This window comes from Paenibacillus campi (assembly GCF_034659835.1).
GTDB classification, from domain to species: domain Bacteria; phylum Bacillota; class Bacilli; order Paenibacillales; family Paenibacillaceae; genus Saccharibacillus; species Saccharibacillus campi.
Genome location: NZ_JAXSQZ010000001.1, coordinates 1,270,761 through 1,291,059, shown reverse-complemented (window position 1 = coordinate 1,291,059; position 20,299 = coordinate 1,270,761). Strand labels below are relative to the sequence as shown.

At 44.9% G+C, this 20,299-nt stretch carries 14 protein-coding genes; 8 read left to right on the top strand and 6 right to left on the bottom strand.

Annotated elements, in window-relative coordinates; all coding sequences use genetic code 11:
- The first annotated feature begins 918 nt into the window (after positions 1–918).
- On the top strand, positions 919–2,469 hold the full coding sequence (locus U1I11_RS05145; protein WP_322904338.1) for a hypothetical protein: 1,551 nt from the start codon (positions 919–921) through the stop codon (positions 2,467–2,469).
- A gap of 277 nt (positions 2,470–2,746) precedes the next feature.
- Here the strand turns inward: U1I11_RS05145 and U1I11_RS05140 are convergent, their stop codons facing one another.
- The gene (locus U1I11_RS05140; RefSeq protein WP_322904531.1) at positions 2,747–4,264 is read right to left on the bottom strand and encodes a carboxypeptidase M32; all 1,518 of its coding nucleotides are present in this window, start codon (positions 4,262–4,264) and stop codon (positions 2,747–2,749) included.
- A 433-nt stretch (positions 4,265–4,697) separates the two neighbouring features.
- Here U1I11_RS05140 and U1I11_RS05135 point away from each other — a divergent pair, with 433 nt between their 5' ends.
- The 7 genes from U1I11_RS05135 (at position 4,698) to U1I11_RS05105 (ending at position 12,873) form a co-directional block, all read left to right on the top strand.
- Positions 4,698–5,276, top strand: coding sequence for a beta-class carbonic anhydrase (locus U1I11_RS05135; RefSeq protein WP_322904337.1), 579 nt, complete (start codon positions 4,698–4,700; stop codon positions 5,274–5,276).
- Positions 5,277–5,979: 703 nt separating this feature from the next.
- Positions 5,980–6,543 (top strand): PadR family transcriptional regulator, encoded by a 564-nt coding sequence (locus tag U1I11_RS05130; protein ID WP_322904335.1) that lies wholly within the window; start codon positions 5,980–5,982, stop codon positions 6,541–6,543.
- Between the two features lie 156 nt (positions 6,544–6,699).
- A complete protein-coding gene (locus U1I11_RS05125; protein WP_322904333.1) occupies positions 6,700–7,137 on the top strand; it encodes a hypothetical protein in 438 nt (145 codons plus the stop codon).
- 5 nt (positions 7,138–7,142) lie between these two features.
- On the top strand, positions 7,143–7,430 hold the full coding sequence (locus U1I11_RS05120) for a YxcD family protein (RefSeq protein WP_322904529.1): 288 nt from the start codon (positions 7,143–7,145) through the stop codon (positions 7,428–7,430).
- Between the two features lie 263 nt (positions 7,431–7,693).
- Positions 7,694–9,133 carry a 6-phospho-beta-glucosidase gene (locus tag U1I11_RS05115; protein ID WP_322904331.1) on the top strand — a complete coding sequence of 480 codons (1,440 nt, stop codon included), beginning with the start codon at positions 7,694–7,696 and terminating at the stop codon, positions 9,131–9,133.
- Between the two features lie 700 nt (positions 9,134–9,833).
- Positions 9,834–10,667, top strand: coding sequence for a BglG family transcription antiterminator LicT (licT, locus tag U1I11_RS05110; protein WP_322904329.1), 834 nt, complete (start codon positions 9,834–9,836; stop codon positions 10,665–10,667).
- Positions 10,668–10,953: 286 nt separating this feature from the next.
- On the top strand, positions 10,954–12,873 hold the full coding sequence (locus tag U1I11_RS05105; RefSeq protein WP_322904327.1) for a beta-glucoside-specific PTS transporter subunit IIABC: 1,920 nt from the start codon (positions 10,954–10,956) through the stop codon (positions 12,871–12,873).
- A gap of 382 nt (positions 12,874–13,255) precedes the next feature.
- Here the strand turns inward: U1I11_RS05105 and U1I11_RS05100 are convergent, their stop codons facing one another.
- The 5 genes from U1I11_RS05100 to U1I11_RS05080 form a co-directional block, all read right to left on the bottom strand.
- Complete coding sequence (locus U1I11_RS05100) at positions 13,256–14,404, bottom strand: PP2C family protein-serine/threonine phosphatase (RefSeq protein WP_322904325.1); 1,149 nt, start codon at positions 14,402–14,404, stop codon at positions 13,256–13,258.
- A 130-nt stretch (positions 14,405–14,534) separates the two neighbouring features.
- Positions 14,535–16,616, bottom strand: a complete 2,082-nt coding sequence (locus U1I11_RS05095) for an HD domain-containing phosphohydrolase (RefSeq protein WP_322904323.1) — start codon at positions 16,614–16,616, stop codon at positions 14,535–14,537.
- Positions 16,617–16,928: an STAS domain-containing protein gene (locus U1I11_RS05090; RefSeq protein ID WP_322904321.1), complete on the bottom strand. Its 312-nt coding sequence runs from the start codon at positions 16,926–16,928 to the stop codon at positions 16,617–16,619. It lies immediately after the preceding gene.
- A gap of 5 nt (positions 16,929–16,933) precedes the next feature.
- Positions 16,934–19,090, bottom strand: a complete 2,157-nt coding sequence (locus U1I11_RS05085; RefSeq protein WP_322904319.1) for a FapA family protein — start codon at positions 19,088–19,090, stop codon at positions 16,934–16,936.
- A gap of 28 nt (positions 19,091–19,118) precedes the next feature.
- Entirely contained in the window at positions 19,119–20,252 is a 1,134-nt protein-coding gene (locus U1I11_RS05080) for a PP2C family protein-serine/threonine phosphatase (RefSeq protein WP_322904318.1), read from the bottom strand.
- Positions 20,253–20,299 lie beyond the last annotated feature (47 nt).

The window sequence follows — 20,299 nt, the reverse complement described above, 5'->3', positions numbered from 1 at the left end:
TTTATTTTCAACTATTCGACAATGTGAAAATAAGCGCAAAAACAAGCACTCAGCACCCGTAACCATTGTCAAAATCTGCATTACTACCGGATATGCCACTTTAAGACGTTCAACATATTAACTTTGTTAGCTTCCAATTATTCTATTTATATAGAAGCTTTAGCTGGCAGGCTATCGCTGTTAATATTCGTGCGTTACATTAGCTATTGCTTGCTATGTCACAATGTTTATATGTTGTGCTAATTTCCTAATGTATAAACATAGGCGTGTTCCTCTATGTGTAGCACAGGAATTATTGGCATAATTCCCCATCTTATAGTTATCGTTCAATCCGTCTGTTTGCATTGCTTCTATTATATATATTAAGTAAGAAATAGATTAAACAAGAAAATTTCAGACTGTCCGTATATTGTTTGCCAACTTTGGAGAAAGCAGGAGGTTGTTAGAACGTGTGCACAAATGTTTTTGCTGGGACAGCGTTTGTACAGGTTGGTGCCCAATTCGTATCATGACTTACAAACTTGATCGGCGCGCCATGATACACATTATTGTATGGTGCCTACAACATCTTTATAATTTACATATACACGTCCATTTATAACCGTTCATCTCATTCGAATTGTTTCCATTCGGCTATAGTATAATCACGTTTACGTGGCAGAAGTGTGGATTGAAAGTGGATCGCTTACACTTGCGGTGACAGCGGAAGTTGCGTCACTCCTCGTGCAGGAGTGTGGATTGCAAGCTCCTTCATCCATAGCCCCTTTCCTCACTACGTGTCACTCCTCGTGCAACATCGGGTAAACTAATTTCGGTATGAGCAGTGGCACCCATACAGGAATGTCGTATACATGTCCAAGTCGCTATGACAGTCACATTAAGCGGTCAATCACTTTGAAGAATCGGAAGGAGCACATTATGATTTTAACTCCAACTGTAGGAGATATTTATTGCGCCTATTGCGAGCCATTACAGCAGTATGCTGCCTGTCAAGTGACGTCCTTGCAACAAACGGACGGGAAACATTCGCAATCATTAGTGTCGATTGTACAACTGGATTGGTCTGGTGATCATATTTTGCAACCGGATGAATTGGCTCATCTACAGCCGCTCGTGCTCAGTTTTTATTTTTGGCATAATAAACTGGATCATCGTTTTGTAGAAGCAGCTGTACCGGTGCAATCGATTCTAATTGGCAATATCCCTCCACTCGTTACTGAACCGTGCCAAACGTATGATACGAACTGGGATATAGGCAATAGTTTGTATGAACAACGCCGCTGGGAAACGATTGATGAACAAGTTCGACTACGCTTCAAACAAGCTTGCAGCGATCAGGGAGAAATTCAGATCGGTCATCAAATGATCAAAAAGAACAGTTCCACACTGCGCAACTTCAATCCTGAATCTGCCGCAGAGCTGGCGGCACTCGAACAGCTGTATTGTCTTACCCAGATTGAAATGGATTATTTCACACCAGCAATCCTTCCTTTTTTGCAGAAAGCTCCATTTGTAAATGAACTTCATATCGCAAACCATGACATAACGACACTCGATTTAAATCAAACTCATCTGACTCGTCTCGTATTACATCAAGGCGGATTGAACCAATTAACGCTCAACCGTGCGATGGAGTTTGTAAGCCTTACGGATAGCGATAACAATGCAACTACATTACATATCGATGCCAAGCAATCTGGACGCGGTCTCACATTAAGTGTAAAAGCAACGCTTCCTCCGCTAACAGGAATCGATCAACTGAATGCTTTACATATTCATCGTATTAAAAACATCGATTTGCATGATGTAGCTACTACTTACACCGAGCTACAACAATTAAGACTATGGGGCAAGCCAGGCACGATATCCGGACTACCATCGCTTGTGCAGCTAACATCATTGCACTGTTTGACAATATGCGATCTATTTGGCTTTACGAGTGCAGATTTTCCGGTTCCTGAGCAAATACCACAATTGCAAACACTCTGGCTAACAAGCTTACCTGCTGAAGCCGCCAAAGCGATTAAAAATCGCTACCAACAACGTTCGCCCAGCTCGATCGATCTGGACATTAGTCAACCGCGCAAACCGGAATGGCTTGCCGAGAACTTGCATAATCCTTTTCGCGACTGGGATGGACGGGATCATATCCAACCAGCAGTCGCCAAAAAAGCCGCTATTTTGTACAAACAATGCCTGAAACAAATACGCGCTTGGAGCCAGCAAATAAATGACAGCAATGTGATGACTGCCCAGCTAGTAACGTTGATCGAAACGTATACCGAGACGTTTAACCAAATGGATGCCCGATCCGCCTTTATCGATACGATTGAACGTGAGCAAATACGTGCAGCGCTACTGGAATTATTGCATCAGCTACAACAACAATTAGCTTTACGTACAACAGATACGATGGACATTGATCTACAAGCATCGATTGACGTATTTGAGCGTACGCGGGAATTTTGAGTTGTGTTAGGAAGTGTGTCGGAGATGGATGTATTGACATATGAATAACTTATCTCAATTTAAACGTTACACCCATCTACCCATTATTTAAATATAAAAGCCCATCTGCACGATGATGCAGCAGTATGATCCATTCCGCCCTCAAGTGTTGACGTTCTATCGTATCCAAGAACGTCTCTCCACCATCGGTAAGGAGCGGATCATACGACATTACAGTCGTGAGATAGGCTTTTAGCTATCGCTTATTACAGCAAATTACAATCGCTAATAAATCCAGTTACAGCTTATAAATTTCCGTATACTTCGCTTCCAAATAATCCGCCAAATAATCCGGGTTCAATTGTTCGCCCGTAATATCCATAATAAGCTCAGACGGCGTTTTGCTTTTGCCAAAACGATAGATTTTGTCGGTTAACCATTCCTTGATCGGCAACAAATTGCCAGCAGCGATCCACTGTTCAAACTGCGGCAGTTGCTCACGCATCGTGTTCGTCATTTGTGCAGCATACATATTGCCGAGCGAATATGAAGCAAAATAACCAAAATCCCCGCCTGACCAATGCACATCTTGCAATACACCAAGCGCGTCGGTTGGTGGCTCGATACCTAAGTATTGTTTGTATTTGGCATTCCACACTTGCGGCAAATCGGCAACTGCCAAATGATCGTTAAACAGCATCTTTTCGATTTCATAACGAATAATAATGTGCAAATTGTATGTCAGTTCATCCGCTTCGATCCGAATTAAGGAATTTTCCACACGGTTCGCTGCTTCGTAAAATTGCTCCTTGCTCACCGCTCCAAGTTGCTCTGGAAACAATAGCTGCAAACGATCATAATAGCAATCCCAGAACACACGGCTGCGACCGACGATATTTTCCCAGAAACGGGATTGTGATTCATGGATACCCATCGATGTACCGGTAGCAAGGCCTGTTCCGACAAGATCAGTGGAAATGTTTTGCTCATACAATGCATGTCCACCTTCATGTAGCGAGCTGAAAATTGCACTTAGCAGATCGTCAGGGTAATAATGAGTCGTAATGCGCACATCGCCTGGATTCAGCCCGGTCGCAAATGGATGCTCACTCTCATCAAGACGCCCAGCATCAAAGTCATAACCCATTTGTTGGAGCAGAAACAGACCGATCTCCTCTTGCTTTTGCAAATCATAGTTTTGCTTTAGGAAATCATGTGGCGGGGTGTAACCGGATTGCTGGATGCGTTGCAATAGCGGCACAAGACGCGCTTTAAGACGATCAAAAACCGCATCCAGCTTCACTACTGTCATATCCGGCTCATACATATCAAGCAGCGTATCATAACGCGTATCTTTTACACCCCAATAATCGATAAATTCGCGCTTCATGTCCACAATTTCACGGAGCAATGGCTCAAAACCGACAAAATCATTATTATGCTTTGCTTCTTCCCATACCGTCTGCGCATGAGTCGTCAGGCTGGAATATTTTTGAAACCGCTCTGGTGGAATTTTGAGACTGCGCTCATATTCGTCTTTGCATTCTTTTACCGAACGCCGCTCCACATCGCTAAGCTGAGCGGACACTTCCGGACGCGACAGAAATTCCACATACTCGCCCATCTCGTCGGAAATGGACAACTTAAACGCCTCTGTTGCCAAAATACCGATCGTTTCCGCGCGCAGTTCTGCCCCTTTACGCGGTGCACCTGTGCGTAAATCCCAGCCAAGCAGACCGAGCGCTTCGTAATAACTCGTCATCTTATGTACGAGCTGCTTGAATGAGTTCACTACTTGCTGTACATTTTGTTCCATCATATGATCTCCTTCGGCTCTTAAAATGAGTATATCTATTTCCACTGTACGTTAAACGACGCTGCTTACTGTTCATCAGCATCATAAAGCGATTGCAAACATTAACGACAGCGGAGAAAGTAAAACATCTTACTGCTTGATGATACGTTTTTCAAGCTTTATAATCAATGTTACATCATAACAGCTTCACTGATCGGCGCCTGACAACCTGTTACTGCATGGCGAATTCCAGCAGCTGCTATCGGTATTGTTGTGCTATCGTAATTTAATAAATTCCAACATTTGGTTTGCAATTTAGTGAAAAATGTATTATTTTATTATCTGGAATTTGTGTCTGACAGACGCCATGCTAATTGTAACTACAGTGAATAATTATTCACGAAAATGAATTTAAATTCATGGTGCCATTTGGCATCGATTAGGAGGAGAACTTATGGATTCCATTCATTCCATTCTTGAGCACAATGAACAATTTGTTTCTTCTAAAGCCTATGAACCGTATCGTTCCAGCGCATTTCCTGATAAAAAGCTGGTTGTTGTGACCTGTATGGACACACGGCTAACCGAGCTGTTGCCGCGTGCAATGAACCTGCGTAACGGCGATGCCAAAATCATTAAAAATGCAGGCGCGGTCATTTCTCATCCTTATGGTAGTGTAATGCGCAGCATATTGGTTGCCTTGTATGAGCTGCAAGCGGAAGAAGTTATTATTTGCGGTCATTATGGCTGCGGTATGGCGGCACTCAATGCCGATCATATGATTAACGAAATTAAAGAACGTGGTATATCGCAGGAAGTTTTAGCAACATTAGAACATTCTGGAATAGATTTGAAAAATTGGTTGCAAGGGTTTGGCAGTGAAAAGAACGGGGTAATGAAAAGCGTGGATATGATTAAGAATCATCCATTACTTCCCCCCCATGTACCCGTGCACGGCATGATCATTGATCCCTCGACAGGTCAATTGGAATTGCTCGTTAACGGTTACGAACACCAAAATTCTTCCGTTTAGTGGAGCAAAGCGCATGATTGGCACCGTGTATGCCAACGATGCGGGAGGCATGCCACCAGGACACAAACATTGCGTTTGTGTCCTTTTATTTTGGGTTTATATTTTATTTGCGCCTCTAAATTAGTGCCTTCATTAGTGTCTTCAAATGGTATCTTCGAATCGTCATCCTCCATTTTAGCTAGTGGTCGAACCTGTTAACGTTTCAAATGAAATGAAGCGTGTGAACGCCAAATCGCTCTGTTATACAGGACTTCCGCCCATTATCAAAATATACATAAAAAATATCTAAAAAAATAATAACTTTTTTGAATCCTTTTGCCTGCTCATACGTACGGTACATAAGCGCATGCTATCTTTGTAATGGACAACAATGTTTAGCGAACATTTGCATATCCGTACAACAAGCACGATGTTTCACCATACTATGCAGCGGATTGGCCGATCCTTGTGTGCTGCTACAATACACATTTTACGTGTTGAATTGCGGAATTGTTGATCCATTGCTGCTCATTTGGGCTAGCTTGACCGTTGTCATCCGTGTTCGCATCCTATTCATTTATGAAAATTTTATGTCTAAATTCACCTCGTTACTGTATGGTTTTACGTTTTTTACGTGATGGTTTATTGCGAAAGCATACAGTTGTAGTGTACACTTTATTTTAAATCGGCTGATTTGCTGCTCGAAGATAGGAGAGACTGCCTTATGAATACATTATCTTATGGTTTACTTGCATTGCTTGCCCGTAATCGTTCTTCAGGCTATGACCTTATGCTTAGAATTCAACCGTTCTGGCAAGCTAAGCATAGTCAAATTTACCCATTACTGTCCCGTATGGAGGAGCAACAGTTACTGACTGCAGAATGGGTAAAACAAACCGATAAACCGGACAAAAAGATTTATGCGATCACACCGCTTGGTGAGCAAAAGCTTCAAGAATGGATGCAGTTGCCTGCTGGCGAACCTGTCTCCCGTGATGAACTCGTTTTGAAAGCGTTTTGTCTGTGGATTACCGATCGTGATACGGCAATTGCGCTGTTCCGTAAACGCTCTATTTTTTATCAAGAGCAAATTCATTATTTTGAGCAAGCGATTCATAAGATGGCGGATGAGAGCCATCATTTTGGCTCACCTGATTTTGGATTGTACATTTTGCGTCATAAAGCGCTTGGTACAGCTCGCTCTAATATGGAATGGACGACATGGGTCATTGATATGTTGAAAAATGCAGCAATTCCTGAAGTGCCTTCCGAGCCACAACATCGTTAATCCGATCATTGATGTCATTGTCACTTCATAGGATTATTATCTATTAATTGCATTTTATTTAAAATTTTTGAAACCAAGCGGATGGTCATCCGTATCACCTGTATAGAATACGTATCCAAATACTAAATCAACCTACACAGGGGGAACTTACACATTATGAAAAAAGTGCTTATGGTCTTCATGGCATTTACTGTATTTTTCGCTTCACTTGGTGCGTTTGCCAGTGATGCCGATGCAAGACGTGGCGGTGGCTTTAAGTCACAGCCCAAATCGTATACAACTACACCTAAACGTTCTGACAGTACGAACGGTAGCGTCAACAGTACAAATCGTTCGAATACTGGCACAGGCGCCAATGCAACGACCGGTAAACGCGGATTTTTCAGCGGCGGCAGCTTTTTCACCGGTCTGATGGTCGGTGGTTTGGCAGGGATGATGTTTGGCGGCATGTTCGCTAATATGGGCTTTATGGGCGATTTCCTTGGATTGATCGTTAACCTGCTCGCTATTTTTGTACTCTTTATTGCAGCTCGCGGCATTTATCGTATGATTCGTCAGCGTAAAAAACCAGCTGACCCTTATGACAGACGCTAATGGCTATGACACTAAGTATGGACGAGATTATTAATGCAGTTTGTCTGAACATCGCAGAGCGTAAAGGCATCAAGCCTACCGATGTAACGGTTCAGCTCGCCTGGGATGAAGATACAAGTTTTACTGCTGAGGTGTGGGCACTGGGACGCAGCCAGTACCTGATCGAAAGTAATCTTTACGAAGCGATTCTGCGCTATCTGTTCTCTGAATACAATGCGAGAGTATTCCGTGATCAAGTGGAACTGATCGTTAATGATGACGAAGAAGAAATTCAAGCGATCATCCGCGATTAATGTTATGTATGAAATATCTTCCCCCTTTGATGCTGTATAATCGGAGGGGGATTTTTGCAGCCTCGCAGTTGACAGCGTGTTCATTGCTTGCTAGAGTTGTAATGACAACTATATTCATTTCCGGAATGTTACCTGCGGGGCATAACCTGAACGAACCTGAGCGTATGTATCGATACGCCAGGCTTCGTTCAGGTTTTCTTTTTTTCTGTACATCCTCCCTGTTCGGTTCATATTCTCAATTATGCTGCGAAAGGAGTTTTACTATGTCTAATTTTACATTTCCAGAGCACTTTTTGTGGGGTGGCGCCATTGCTGCCAATCAGGCTGAAGGTGCGTATCTCGAAGACGGCAAAGGGTTGACTCTTGTCGATCTGCTACCAACTGGCGAAAATCGTCGCAACATCATGAAAGGCTACGTCCCTTCGCTAACACCGCTTGCACATGAATTTTATCCTTCGCATGAAGCAATTGATTTCTACCATCGTTATCCGGAAGATATCGCCTTATTTGCGGAAATGGGCTTTAAGGCGCTGCGTATATCGATCTCATGGGCACGCATTTTCCCTACCGGTGAAGATACACAGCCGAATGAGCAAGGTTTGCAATTTTATGATGATCTGTTTGATAAGCTGCTCCACTATGGCATTGAGCCTGTTGTAACATTAGCGCATTTTGATGTGCCGGTTGTATTGATCGAGAAATATGGTAGCTGGCGTAGCCGCAAGCTGGTCGATCTGTTTGAGCTGTATGCGCGCACGGTGCTAGAGCGTTACAAACATAAAGTGAAATACTGGATGACATTTAACGAGATCAATATGTTGCTGCATTTGCCGTTTCTTGGAGCTGGTCTGACCTTCCGCGAAGGTGACAATGTGAAACAGATTCAGTATCAAGCTGCCCATCATCAACTGGTGGCAAGCGCACTTGCTGTGAAAGCTTGCCATGAGTTGATTCCGAATGCAATAATCGGCTGTATGCTTGCTGCTGGCAGCTTTTATCCATATACATGTAATCCGGAAGATGTGTATCAAGGTATGGAAAAAGATCGCGAATCGTACTTTTTTATCGATGTACAATCACGCGGCGAATATCCGGGTTATGCGAAACGCTTTTTCCGCGATCATGGCTTGCAAATTGCGATGGAACCGGGTGACGAGCAAATTTTAAAAGATCATACGGTTGATTATATCGGCTTTAGCTACTATTCCAGCCGTACGACAAGTACCGATCCTGAAGTGACCCAAAATATGACGTCTGGAAATGTGTTTGGTTCGGTCGCAAATCCATATCTTGCTAAATCGGAATGGGGCTGGACGATCGATCCGAAAGGTTTCCGCATTACCGCCAATCAGCTGCATGATCGCTATCAAAAACCGCTGTTTGTCGTGGAAAATGGTCTTGGTGCCAATGACGAACTAGCGGCAGATGGCACTGTTGCCGACGATTACCGAATCGACTATTTGCAGCGCCATATTGCCGAGATGGGCGAAGCGATTCAAGATGGTGTAAATATTATCGGCTATACTAGCTGGGGACCGATCGATATTGTTAGTGCTTCCTCTGGTGAAATGCGCAAACGTTACGGTTATATTTATGTAGATCGCGATAATGAAGGGAACGGCTCCTTAAAACGTGAGAAAAAGCAAAGTTTTGACTGGTACAAGCGAGTGATCGCCAGTCGTGGAGCGGATTTAGGGCTGTAAGTATGGGGTGACGGTCACTATTGGACAAGTGATCTTCTACAATTCTGCACAGCACATAGGCCACAATTTCAATAGGCATGTATACATCTATAATAATACGCAGACCAAGTTAAATTTAAACTTTGATTGTGTGTTTACATCCTTATAACTAAAGCTGGAGCAAGCTTCAAAATTAACATCCATCTCGGTCAAAGTAATAGTGATCGTTCTATGCGACTATTTCGCACTGTTTTGCACTGTTTCGTAATTGTCGTCCTCGGAGTCACTGTATTTATACGTTATTAAGCTACTCAATAAAAGGGCGGACACAGGTATAATTTTCATTGTCTGTGTCCGCTCTTTTTGCATATGTACCAACATCAAAGATGACGGTGATCCTGCCTTAACATTACTTATTTACGCATTGAAAGCGTTGACAGCGTACATTGTTACAGCTACACTTGAGTAAGTTATACGCCTTATTAACGGCATCCATATTGGATTAGGATTGTTACTGGTCTACAGGCAAAACCTAAGCCGCCAAAGCGAGGAAAGCGAAGTCCGCTCCTTCTGTTTTGTCGTGCTTCAGGTTTTTTGTTATGTTAAGAAAGTTGCCTTATACGATACATAGACAATATAGATCGGCACTATCTTTCGTAGACCTGTTCCATGATAGCGATTCGTATGAAGGTATTGAGAGCGGGGGGGGGGGGGGGTTTAGATGAAAATTGCTAAAGTGATCAACAACAATGTGATTAGTGTGTACCAAGCAGATGGCACCGAGCTAGTTGTAATGGGGCGCGGAATCGCCTTTAAAAAAAAGCCCGGCGAAGAAGTAGAACAGCACAAAATTCAAAAAGTATTTGCGCTCAAAAATAAAAAAGCGTCCGACAATTTCAAAATGTTGCTGCGTGAAGTGCCGCTCGATCTGATCGTCATCGTTGAGGAAATTATCGCGTATAGCCATCAAACACTTAGCAAAACATTGAACGAAAACATTTACGTTTCATTGACCGATCATATCAATTTTGCGATTGAGCGTCATCAAAAAGGACTGGAAATCAAAAACGCATTGCTCTGGGAGATCAAGCAGTTATATCGCGAAGAATTTGCAATCGGACTACGTATGTTAGAGCAAATTCACGGACATATGGGCATCATGCTGCCTGAAGATGAAGCAGCTTTTATTGCGATCCATATCGTCAATGCCGAAATGAACGAAGAAGTTGGCACGACGCTGAACATTACTAAATTTATGCACAGTATTATTAATATTGTAAAATATCATTTTAAAACCGAGTTTGAAGAAGACTCGCTTAGCTATTTTCGCTTTATTACGCATCTTAAATTTTTTGCCCAGCGTATTGTGCATGGTACGCACTATGACAGTAATTATGATCATTTGTATACGATGATTAGGGAACAGCATCGCGATGCTGCCGCTTGTACAGATAAAATACGCCTGTTTGTGAAAAAGGAACATGGGCATGAGCTGACGAATGAAGAAATGCTTTATTTGACCGTTCATATTGAACGAATCGTCAGTCGCAGATAAAGGAAATAAGCGGCATCTCCTCCATGCTGTCCCGTCTTTTGTCATCTTCTATGTAGACTGAACATGAAGTAAATGTAAATCATCACCATGCAAATGTATGCATTGACAAATGAATGAAAGCGTTATATTGTAAATGTAACAACCGCATATAACCGGACTCGGATTGTTACTGGTTATGCAGGCAAAACCTGAGTCATGAGAAACGGCAAGGACCATTGTGTTCTTTTTTGTCCTCCGTTTGTCATGGCTCGGGTTTTTTGTTTGCCAAAAATTGGAGGTGTCCCTGATGAGTTATGAAAAATTGGCAAAAGAGATCGTGCAAGGCGTAGGTGGAGAACAAAATGTTGCCTCGCTTGTACACTGTGCGACAAGGCTTCGTTTTACGTTAAAAGATCAGTCTAAGGCGGATAAAACGAAGCTGGAACATATGGATGGCATTATTACCGTTAAGGAAAGCGGCGGGCAATTTCAGGTCGTCATCGGCAATACGGTGCCTGAAGTGTATGCTGCGATCGGTCAGGTGTCGACTATTTTGGACGATACGAAAAAAGATACAACATCCACTACTGCCAAAAAAGGCTTTGGTGCCATCATTGATGTCATTTCCAGCATTTTCGCCCCACTGCTCGGTGTGATGGCAGGTGCGGGTATTTTGAAAGGGTTGCTGCTAATCGCCAGCAATGTAGGCTGGCTTAGCACAAAAGAAACGACATACACAATTTTGATGGCAACAGCGGACAGTCTGTTTTACTTCTTGCCACTGCTGTTGGCGGTAACAACGGCACGTAAATTTGGCGGCAATACATTTACCGCACTAACGATTGCCGGTGCGCTCGTCTATCCTTCGATCATTGAGTTAAAAACGACAAGCACGGAAACGGTGTTTTTCGGCATTCCGGTCATTATGATGAGTTATTCGTCCACCGTAATTCCGATTATTATCGCCGTTATTGTGATGAGTAAGCTGGAAAAGCTGTGCAATCGCTACATTCATGAAAGCGTTAAAAATTTCGTTACGCCGCTTATCTCGCTCGTCGTGATGGTACCGTTAACATTGATCGTATTTGGCCCATTTGGTGTGTATGTCGGCAATGCGATTGCTACCGGCTTGATCGCAGCGTTTGGCTTTAGCCCGTTGATTGCTGGTGCGATTATGGGTGCGTGCTGGCAGTTGTTCGTCATTTTCGGCGTACATTGGGGTTTAGTGCCTGTATTTATTAACAATATCGCTGTACACGGACGCGATGGTATCAAACCTGCCGCTGCTGCTTCGGTATTTGCCCAGACAGGAGCCGCATTAGGTGTCATGCTACGTACGAAAAACAAAAAGCTGAAAACACTCGCCGGTTCCGCCACATTATCCGCTTTGTTCGGAATTACCGAGCCTGCCGTATATGGGGTAACATTGCCGCTCAAGCGTCCATTTATCGCTGGCATTATCGGCGGTGGTGTCGGTGGTGCGATTATCGGTCAAGCCGGTACAGAAGCGTTTGCTTCCGGTGCACCAGGACTGCTCACATTGCCTATTTTCTATGGACCGGGCGGTCAAGGTTTTCCAGGCTTGCTAATCGGGATTACCGCATCGTTTCTAATCTCGGCTACACTCGCTTATGTACTTGGCTTTAAAGACCCGGTTGAAGAAGAAGCGCCATCCGCAGCACCGGTTACACCGACAAGCGGCACTACCGGTCAAATCGATGAGAAAGTGCTTAGCCCGATTGCTGGACATATCGTACCGCTAACCGAAGTACCTGATCCAGCCTTTGCCTCTGAAGCGATGGGCAAAGGGATCGCGATCGAACCTACTGCCGGACGGGTAGTTGCTCCATTTGACGGGACGATTACCGTTGCGTTTAAGAAAAAACATGCGCTGGCGATCGTATCCGATCATGGCGCGGAAATTTTAATCCATGTTGGGATCGATACGGTGAAGCTGGAAGGCAAACCATTTACGCTACATGTACAAGAAGGGAATCGCGTGACTGCTGGTCAATTGCTGCTGGAAATGGATTTGGAGCAAATTCGTAATGCTGGCTGTGCCACCGTGACGCCGATTATCGTTACGAATACGTTTGAGTATGAGGATGTATTACCACTACGGCAAGGGAGTGTACAGGAGCAGCAGGAGTTGCTTGGTATTCAAGCGACGGCGCCAAACCATGCCGCTATTGCCCCATCTGGCTCTAACAAGGAAGTGCTCGCTTAATTAGGCACAAATAACGTTTCGATGAAATGATGCTTGTTTGCGAAAATAGCGATATGACGATGATTCGTATATCGACTATACTTTTCAGACCATATACCGATGACGACGTATCATGTATCACGTATCACGTATCACGTATCACGTATCACGTATCACGTATCACGTATCAGCAATTGTAAACAGCAGTAAGCGAATGTCATAGTAAAAATAACACCATTGTACGCCAAAAGGAACTATCCTCATCCTGCGACAACTGGCAAACACCTGCACTATGAATTCCTTGTGTTATCAAAGGATTTCGCTTATTGCAGGTGTTTAGCTCGTTGTCTTAACATTAGAGGAACCGTTCCAGGCAACGTATATTGGCGTTCTTTTTATTATACTATGCTTCAGCTTGCGACTGGCTTAGATCAATCGAAATAATACACACATCCTCGTGCTGCCGATTCAGCCGGGCAAGTTTGCTTAAAAAGGCATCATTATCCAAGTACAATAAGCTTTGTGCATATTGCTCTAGCTCCTGAATGACTGTTTTCGGATTCGTACCCGGGCGTGTGATCAAGCCATTCGTATACAATACGATCCGTGCATCCCCTTTATAATCGATCACATGAATATCGGTCTTCATATCTTGCTTCATCCCGATTGGCTCTGTCGTGACGCTAAGGCGTTGTGCAGCTTCACCGTCTGTCAGCAGCAGCCCTTGTGTATGACCCGCATTAAAATATTCAAGTTGCTGTTTGTGCGTATCGACCATTACATAAATTGCTGTAAAATAAATCGCGCGCCGCATTTTACCAAACAATGTGCGCATTTGCCGATTGAGTTCGGCACATACTTCTTTCGGTCGGCGATAAATGCCGACGATGCCATCCAGCAATGAACGAATCGACATACTGATGAGTGCTGCCGGGATGCCGCTTAGTGAAACATCGATCAATAAGATGCCATATTGATGATCGTTAAATGCTTTCCAATAAAACATATCACCCGACACATCCGAAGACTGCATATAACTGCTGCGGATACTAATGCCAGGTTCGGTCAATGGTGGCGTCATGACGCTATTTTGCAGATGGCGCGCCAGTTGTAAATCTTTGCTTACCCGGCTTTCCCATTCTTTGCGTGCATCCATTTCTTTTTTCAGACGTAATGCGGATTGTACGCGTGCCAGCAGCTCATAATCTGGGCCACCTTTTTCGATAAAATCCATGCCACCTACGTTAAATGCTTCCTTAAAATGCGCCCGATCAGCAGTCAAAAAAATGATCGGCACATCTTGATACACCGGTACACTTTTGATCCGTCGGCAAGCCTCAATGCCATCGATTTCCGGCATGACAATATCGAGTAAAATCAAATCGACCGCGACAGCTTTACGCGGGATTTGTTCGCCCGACATGGCGAGACGCTCATACGCTTCTTCAGCCGAGCTTGCCGTCCATACTTCCTCATAACCGGCGGATTTCAATATATTTTCCATAAAAGCCAGATTCAATCTGGAATCATCAACGATTAGTATGTTGCTCATCTGTGTGTGCCTCCTGCGGATAAAGGGTATACTTATTTTTCGTCAAAAACAATCCAATATGTAATAGCAATTAAGTTACTGTTGTACATCTACACGACAAAAACCGGCTGCTTTCTCCTTTACGGATTAGTCAGCCGGTTTCTTCAGCTACCATCATAAACTCAAGCAAAATCGCCGTTCCGTCCGAACTCGTATGCAGCATAATTCGGTCGGCAGACATATACATAACTGCAAAACCTTTGCCAAGCGAACTTTTGCTACTATAACCGGAGACGAGAATCGTCTTGGGCAGCTCATGCAGTGGAATGCCTGAACCATGATCGGTAATGTATACCTGCAAGCGGTTTGATTGCTGATAGACGCCAATTTTACCTTGCTCGGCATGTTTGATCAGATTGGTCACACCTTCCGATACCGCCAATTTGATGCTCATTAGCTTTTTCGGATATTGCTGACGATACCACTCTGGCACATGCTCCATCACCAAGTTACGGCTGGACGATACATCTCCACGCGTACACACTTCCATGCCATCTAGCCGCATACCTAATTCACGCTCAATCTCTTGCGGTTGCAGGCAAATATCGATCTTGCTGTGCGATAACGTACGAATGACTTCTCGGTATGAACGAAGTGTATTGTAGTGCAGGTCTTCTCTGTATTGCAGTGCAGGTGTAATGTCGGTCAATACGACGTTGATGCGATCCGATTCAGGATAAAAGTACGCTTCATACGTTTTGCCTTCACTAGCAAGCACCTCATAAAAGCTTTCAGCAACGAGCAAGGCACGTTCTGCCAGCACCTCGGCATCGCTAACGATACCAACCGGTACATCCGGCAACCCGGCTCCATGCAATCTGCCATCAGCACCATATTTCAACAGCTTTGTGCCACCTGTTATGCTGGCAAGCTGCTGCACCGATTTGTCATGATCATGATGCACGACTGAAGCAAGGTCTGTCGCTACTAACGGTTCATCGTGAATCACATATTGACGCAGCCAAGCGATCGTTCCAGCATGAATACGCCATACGAGTTGCGGGTCCAATTGTTTGCCTGACATCCGCTGCAACTGATCCATCACTTCTTCATTTTGCGAATATTGACGAATTAAATATTCAAGCAGATTGCACAGACAAATAATTCTCGATTCGTACGGAATCAGATTGCCTTTTAACCGATCAGGAAAGCCTTTGCCGTCAAACCGTTCATGATGATGTTTGATCCATGCAGCGGCATGGCGATCACCGGTAATATTGCCGACAATTTGTGCCCCTTTGAGCGTATGGGATTCATATTCATGCTGCTCGCTGAGTGATAATGCACCTCGTTTGGTCAACACTTCCAGCGGTAGCAGCATTTTGCCGATATCGTGCAGTGCCGCAATATTGATCAGTTCGGCACGACGCTTTTTCGGATAGTTAAACAATTCCAACACATGCTCGCAAATAATGCCAACATTACGTCCATGCCCTTCCCGATTAGCGATGCGCAGCTCACCGAGACGGATAAACTCCTCCATCCCTTGTCGGCGCAGACGTACTTGCTCGATATACCCATGTGAGAAAAAAATAATTAACAGCAGAAACAGCATCGTATACAGCGTTTCATACGCCATATAACCGAGCGCCAAATATTTCAAAAAATGCGGTACGATCACCGTACAGAGCAGCACCGGCACCGCCAATTCCTTCAGTCTGGTAGGCAAGCTACCTAGCAAACGTACATGACCGATGCTACGTGACACAATCACCGCCAGCACCATATACAGACCGCTGAACAACAATGCACCAACTGCAGCTTGCACATACAACGATAGCGGCAGGCTGACGATTCCTTTCATCTGCTCCATTGCTACAGAGGCAGCTAACAGGCAAATTGTATATTTCCCCTGCGTCGACAGCACTCGAAAGCCGTGAATTTGTCGCCAGCGAAAACCCGCTTTGCGCAGATGAGTAACTACATTACTGAGCGTCACCCCAATCAACGCATAAATCAGACCATAACCAAGCAGTAAAATAAGAAATCCCGCCACACTTGCACTATACTCCTCACCACTCAAAAGCCGAACGGGGAACAAATCCAGCACAATAATAAACAACAGCATCGGCAGTGCGATCCAGATCATACTGCTCAGATGCGCAAACATATACACTAGGCTGGCTAAACCTATAATACCGAGCGGAATCGTATAAATGTTCTTCTCATTCACCTAACGAAAAACGTCCTTGCCCAAAATCTCATCAAGCTGCAACAATTCAAACACTTCCATCACTTCAGGCTGGATATGCTCCAGCGTTACGATCCGCTCCTGCTCCTGTAATCCTTGTACCAGCCTGATTAATAAGCCAATGCCTGATGAATCGACAAAATGCACCTGTCCCAAATTTAATACGACTTGCTCCTGCGTTTGCAAAGCCGGTTCCAATTGTTCTTCAATCGTATCTCCGGCATCAATATCGATATCACCATCACAAAAAACGGTAATTTGTCCATCCTGTTCTTGCAATTGATATGAGAACATCGTTTTCACTCCCCATGCCATACAAATTCGTTATTGCTGTTTATGCTCACTTCCACATGTTCCATATCTTTCGTAAACTGGTGTATCCTTTCGCCAACTTGAATCGTCGTTCCTGCCAAAATCTTTTTGGCGCGGATGACCGCTTTCTCGCCTACACGTAGCGATGTACTGCCGGTTCCCGGCGAACCGGCTTCCTGAACCGTCATCCCACTTACCGCATAATACGTACCGCCACGCAAATTGCCGTCCGCTTGCAGATGCCCTTCACAATACAGATGCGCATTATAACAGCCTTTCTCAATGATCAGATTGCCGCCGCAGCGAATATGACTGTTTTGCACATGATGAAGCCGGGCAAAAATTTGCTCCATCGCCGGCACAACGACAACGGAATACAAATAACGAGTACGTCGAATAAAACCTTCTAAATCGTCAGCTGTACGAAAGTGACTGGAATCATCCGTCAAAAATCCACGCTGCAATTGTTCATAATAACGTTTCCAGTCATCGCCCGGCAACACTCCATATTGCTCTCGCAGCTTGATTATATATTGCAGCATATCATACATGCCGCGAAACCGCCCTTGAAACAACACTTTGAACAGCGGAGCAAGCCCGTATTCATTCATATCATCATGCTTAAAAGCAGACGCACTGCTCACTTGCCGAATCGCAGCTTTGAGCAACTCGGATTGTTCTGCCACCGTTTGCAACAATGGGGCGATCTGTCCGTAAAACAGATATATTTGTCCCACGATAACGTGACTGCTAATCACATTCGCGTTCACGATCAACGATTGTCCTGCCACAATATTCGCCATATTAATATTACCGCGAATATGAATATTGCCTTCGGCTTCGACCTTCATCGTATCCTGCACCGCACCGCTAATTTCCACATCACCGAGAAAATGAATATTACCGGTCGACAGATTAATATCGCCGCTCTGCATCAGCTTTGGCACGATGGAAAGTTTAATATTATAACCTTGCTTCACCTGTGTCGGCATACCGGCACGCCCGGCAATCGCCTGCAAACCATCTTCGGATAACTTCACATCTTTGCCCGCCAAAATTTGCATTTGGCGTACCGCAGGCGCGGCAATCTGCCGCCCATACACATCGATGCCAGCCTGCCCCGGCTTGGCGGGACGTATGACTCCGATCAGCTCTCCTTCACCGACAGAAGGAAATTCGCGTGTCTCCCGATAATCGATCGTGCCGTCATGACGCAGCTTCGGCTGTACCTTCTTCGCTTCGGTATCCGCATGCAGTTCGAACATGGCGTCAGCGCCGGGAATCGGCTCTGTCCCTTTGGCGATCGTGTATTCACCAGCTTCACATACGCGGCAAGTTTGTTCAAGCGCTTGTCGATCGATACCATGTACGACACCAAGCGTTTGCAACTGTTCCAGCACGCGTGCCGACTCAATTGGCACAATCTCGCGGCGCTGACCGACACGCAGCATTAATCTCGCTTCTGGCTCGGTATCCAGCAAATAACGCTGGATATGACTGCCTGGCTCCACGTGCAAGCTCACCGTCATCGCTTTGGCATCGATCTGCACTTGCCAGATCGGTTCACGCAGCTCCTCTGTCAGCATAATTTCGATGCGATCCTGCTCATTAATTTCAGCCGTTAGCCCTGCCATAAGCGGCTCACCGTTAATCAGTACATCTCCGCTTTTGAAGGCGTCCAACTTTGGCAATGCACCGCCAGGAAATGTGCGCACCCGCACCTCTCCGCCTTCGATCCAAATTTGACCGTTACGTACAGCTTCAGCGGATGGAATGTCAGCATATGATCGTACATCATCCGTTATCGATACTGCTGTTTGCTCTGTTTCCAATACCGATAATGGCTGACGATACGATTGATTGTCTGTCACAACCTCGCGCTCCGCAATCCCCTGCGCCGTTGATGAGCGCTGTGCAACTTGCTGCAATTGATCCGAAGCTTGGTGTCCCGGCAAAAATTGTTGTTGCTCCGGCATTAATGTTACTTTTACAACAGCCGGTCGAACATTGAATCCGAGCAGACCTTTATTTTCCTCATCGATGACCTCGATGCTAACTTGCTGCTTGCTCGCTTCCAGTAGCGTCAAGGCACGGTCGATCGCTTGTTCAACGGTCTTGCCTCTGGAGATTACACTTCGTTCCATTGATCTCTCCCCCATTCTCGATCGTGCCTTAATCCAATTGTATCGACAGAATGCAAATATCATCCTCTCGATTACGATTCAAACGTTCCAGCTTATCCACAAATGCATCATTGTCAACATAATGCAAACTATCCGCATATTCTTCCAGCCGATCGATCCCGAACTGGATCGACATGCCTGGGCGCTCTACCAATCCATCCGTATACAGCACAATCCGGCATGGCGCATCATAGGACAGTTTTACCGTATCAAGCTTCATATCCGGCTTAATGCCGATAGGAACGGTAGTGCCTTTTAATTTAATAGGCTCCGCATGTTGCTTGAGCAAAAGCCCTGGCGGATGCCCGGCATTTACATATTCAAGCTCACGCTGCTCCAGATCAATCAACATATAAATAGCTGTAAAATAAGCCGAGCGCCGCGTTTTGCCAAATAGCAAGCGCATCTGCCGATTCAGCTCTGCGCAAACATCGCGTGGCTTGCGATACAAGCCTACGATACTGTCCAGCAGCGAGCGAATCGACATGCTAATTAATGCAGCCGATATACCGTGTCCGGACACATCGATCAGCAGCACGCCACATTTGCGATTCGGAAACATTTTCCAATAAAACATATCACCAGACACTTCAGCCGATTGCATATAGCGGCTATGAATGCGAATGCCCGGCTCCTCAAGCGGCGGATGCAGTACACTGCGCTGCAAATGTTTGGCAAGCTGCAAATCTTTTTGCACTTTTGCCTCCCAGTTTTTACGGGTGTCCATTTCCTTTTTTAAACGTAATGCGGATTGTACACGGGCAAGCAGCTCATAATCCGGCCCGCCTTTTTCAATAAAATCCATCCCGCCTGCACCAAATGCTTCTTCAAAATGAGCGCGATCGGCAGTCAGAAAAATAATCGGCAAATCTTGATACATATCTGTATTTTTAATCGTCCGACATGCTTCAATCCCATCGATATCGGGCATTACAATATCAAGCAGCACAAGGTCAATATTAGCGCGCTGTTGGGGCTGCCGCTCCGGCTCCAAGCCAAGCTGTTGAAACGCTTCCAACGCCGAATAAGCCAGGCAAATATTTTCGTAACCCGCAGCATGCAACACATTTTGCAGATAGGCAACATTCAGTCGGGAATCATCAACGATCAGTATGCTGCTCATTAGACACTCCTCCGCAATCGTTATATTATATTTTTCGACTTTTAACA

Bases quoted from the DNA above. Each gene is read 5' to 3' on its own strand.
- U1I11_RS05145 (WP_322904338.1), top strand. From the start codon at position 919: ATGATTTTAACTCCAACTGTAGGAGATATTTATTGCGCCTATTGCGAG.
- U1I11_RS05140 (WP_322904531.1), bottom strand. From the start codon at position 4,264: ATGGAACAAAATGTACAGCAAGTAGTGAACTCATTCAAGCAGCTCGTA.
- U1I11_RS05135 (WP_322904337.1), top strand. From the start codon at position 4,698: ATGGATTCCATTCATTCCATTCTTGAGCACAATGAACAATTTGTTTCT.
- U1I11_RS05130 (WP_322904335.1), top strand. From the start codon at position 5,980: ATGAATACATTATCTTATGGTTTACTTGCATTGCTTGCCCGTAATCGT.
- U1I11_RS05125 (WP_322904333.1), top strand. From the start codon at position 6,700: ATGAAAAAAGTGCTTATGGTCTTCATGGCATTTACTGTATTTTTCGCT.
- U1I11_RS05120 (WP_322904529.1), top strand. From the start codon at position 7,143: ATGACACTAAGTATGGACGAGATTATTAATGCAGTTTGTCTGAACATC.
- U1I11_RS05115 (WP_322904331.1), top strand. From the start codon at position 7,694: ATGTCTAATTTTACATTTCCAGAGCACTTTTTGTGGGGTGGCGCCATT.
- licT (WP_322904329.1), top strand. From the start codon at position 9,834: ATGAAAATTGCTAAAGTGATCAACAACAATGTGATTAGTGTGTACCAA.
- U1I11_RS05105 (WP_322904327.1), top strand. From the start codon at position 10,954: ATGAGTTATGAAAAATTGGCAAAAGAGATCGTGCAAGGCGTAGGTGGA.
- U1I11_RS05100 (WP_322904325.1), bottom strand. From the start codon at position 14,404: ATGAGCAACATACTAATCGTTGATGATTCCAGATTGAATCTGGCTTTT.
- U1I11_RS05090 (WP_322904321.1), bottom strand. From the start codon at position 16,928: ATGTTCTCATATCAATTGCAAGAACAGGATGGACAAATTACCGTTTTT.
- U1I11_RS05085 (WP_322904319.1), bottom strand. From the start codon at position 19,090: ATGGAACGAAGTGTAATCTCCAGAGGCAAGACCGTTGAACAAGCGATC.
- U1I11_RS05080 (WP_322904318.1), bottom strand. From the start codon at position 20,252: ATGAGCAGCATACTGATCGTTGATGATTCCCGACTGAATGTTGCCTAT.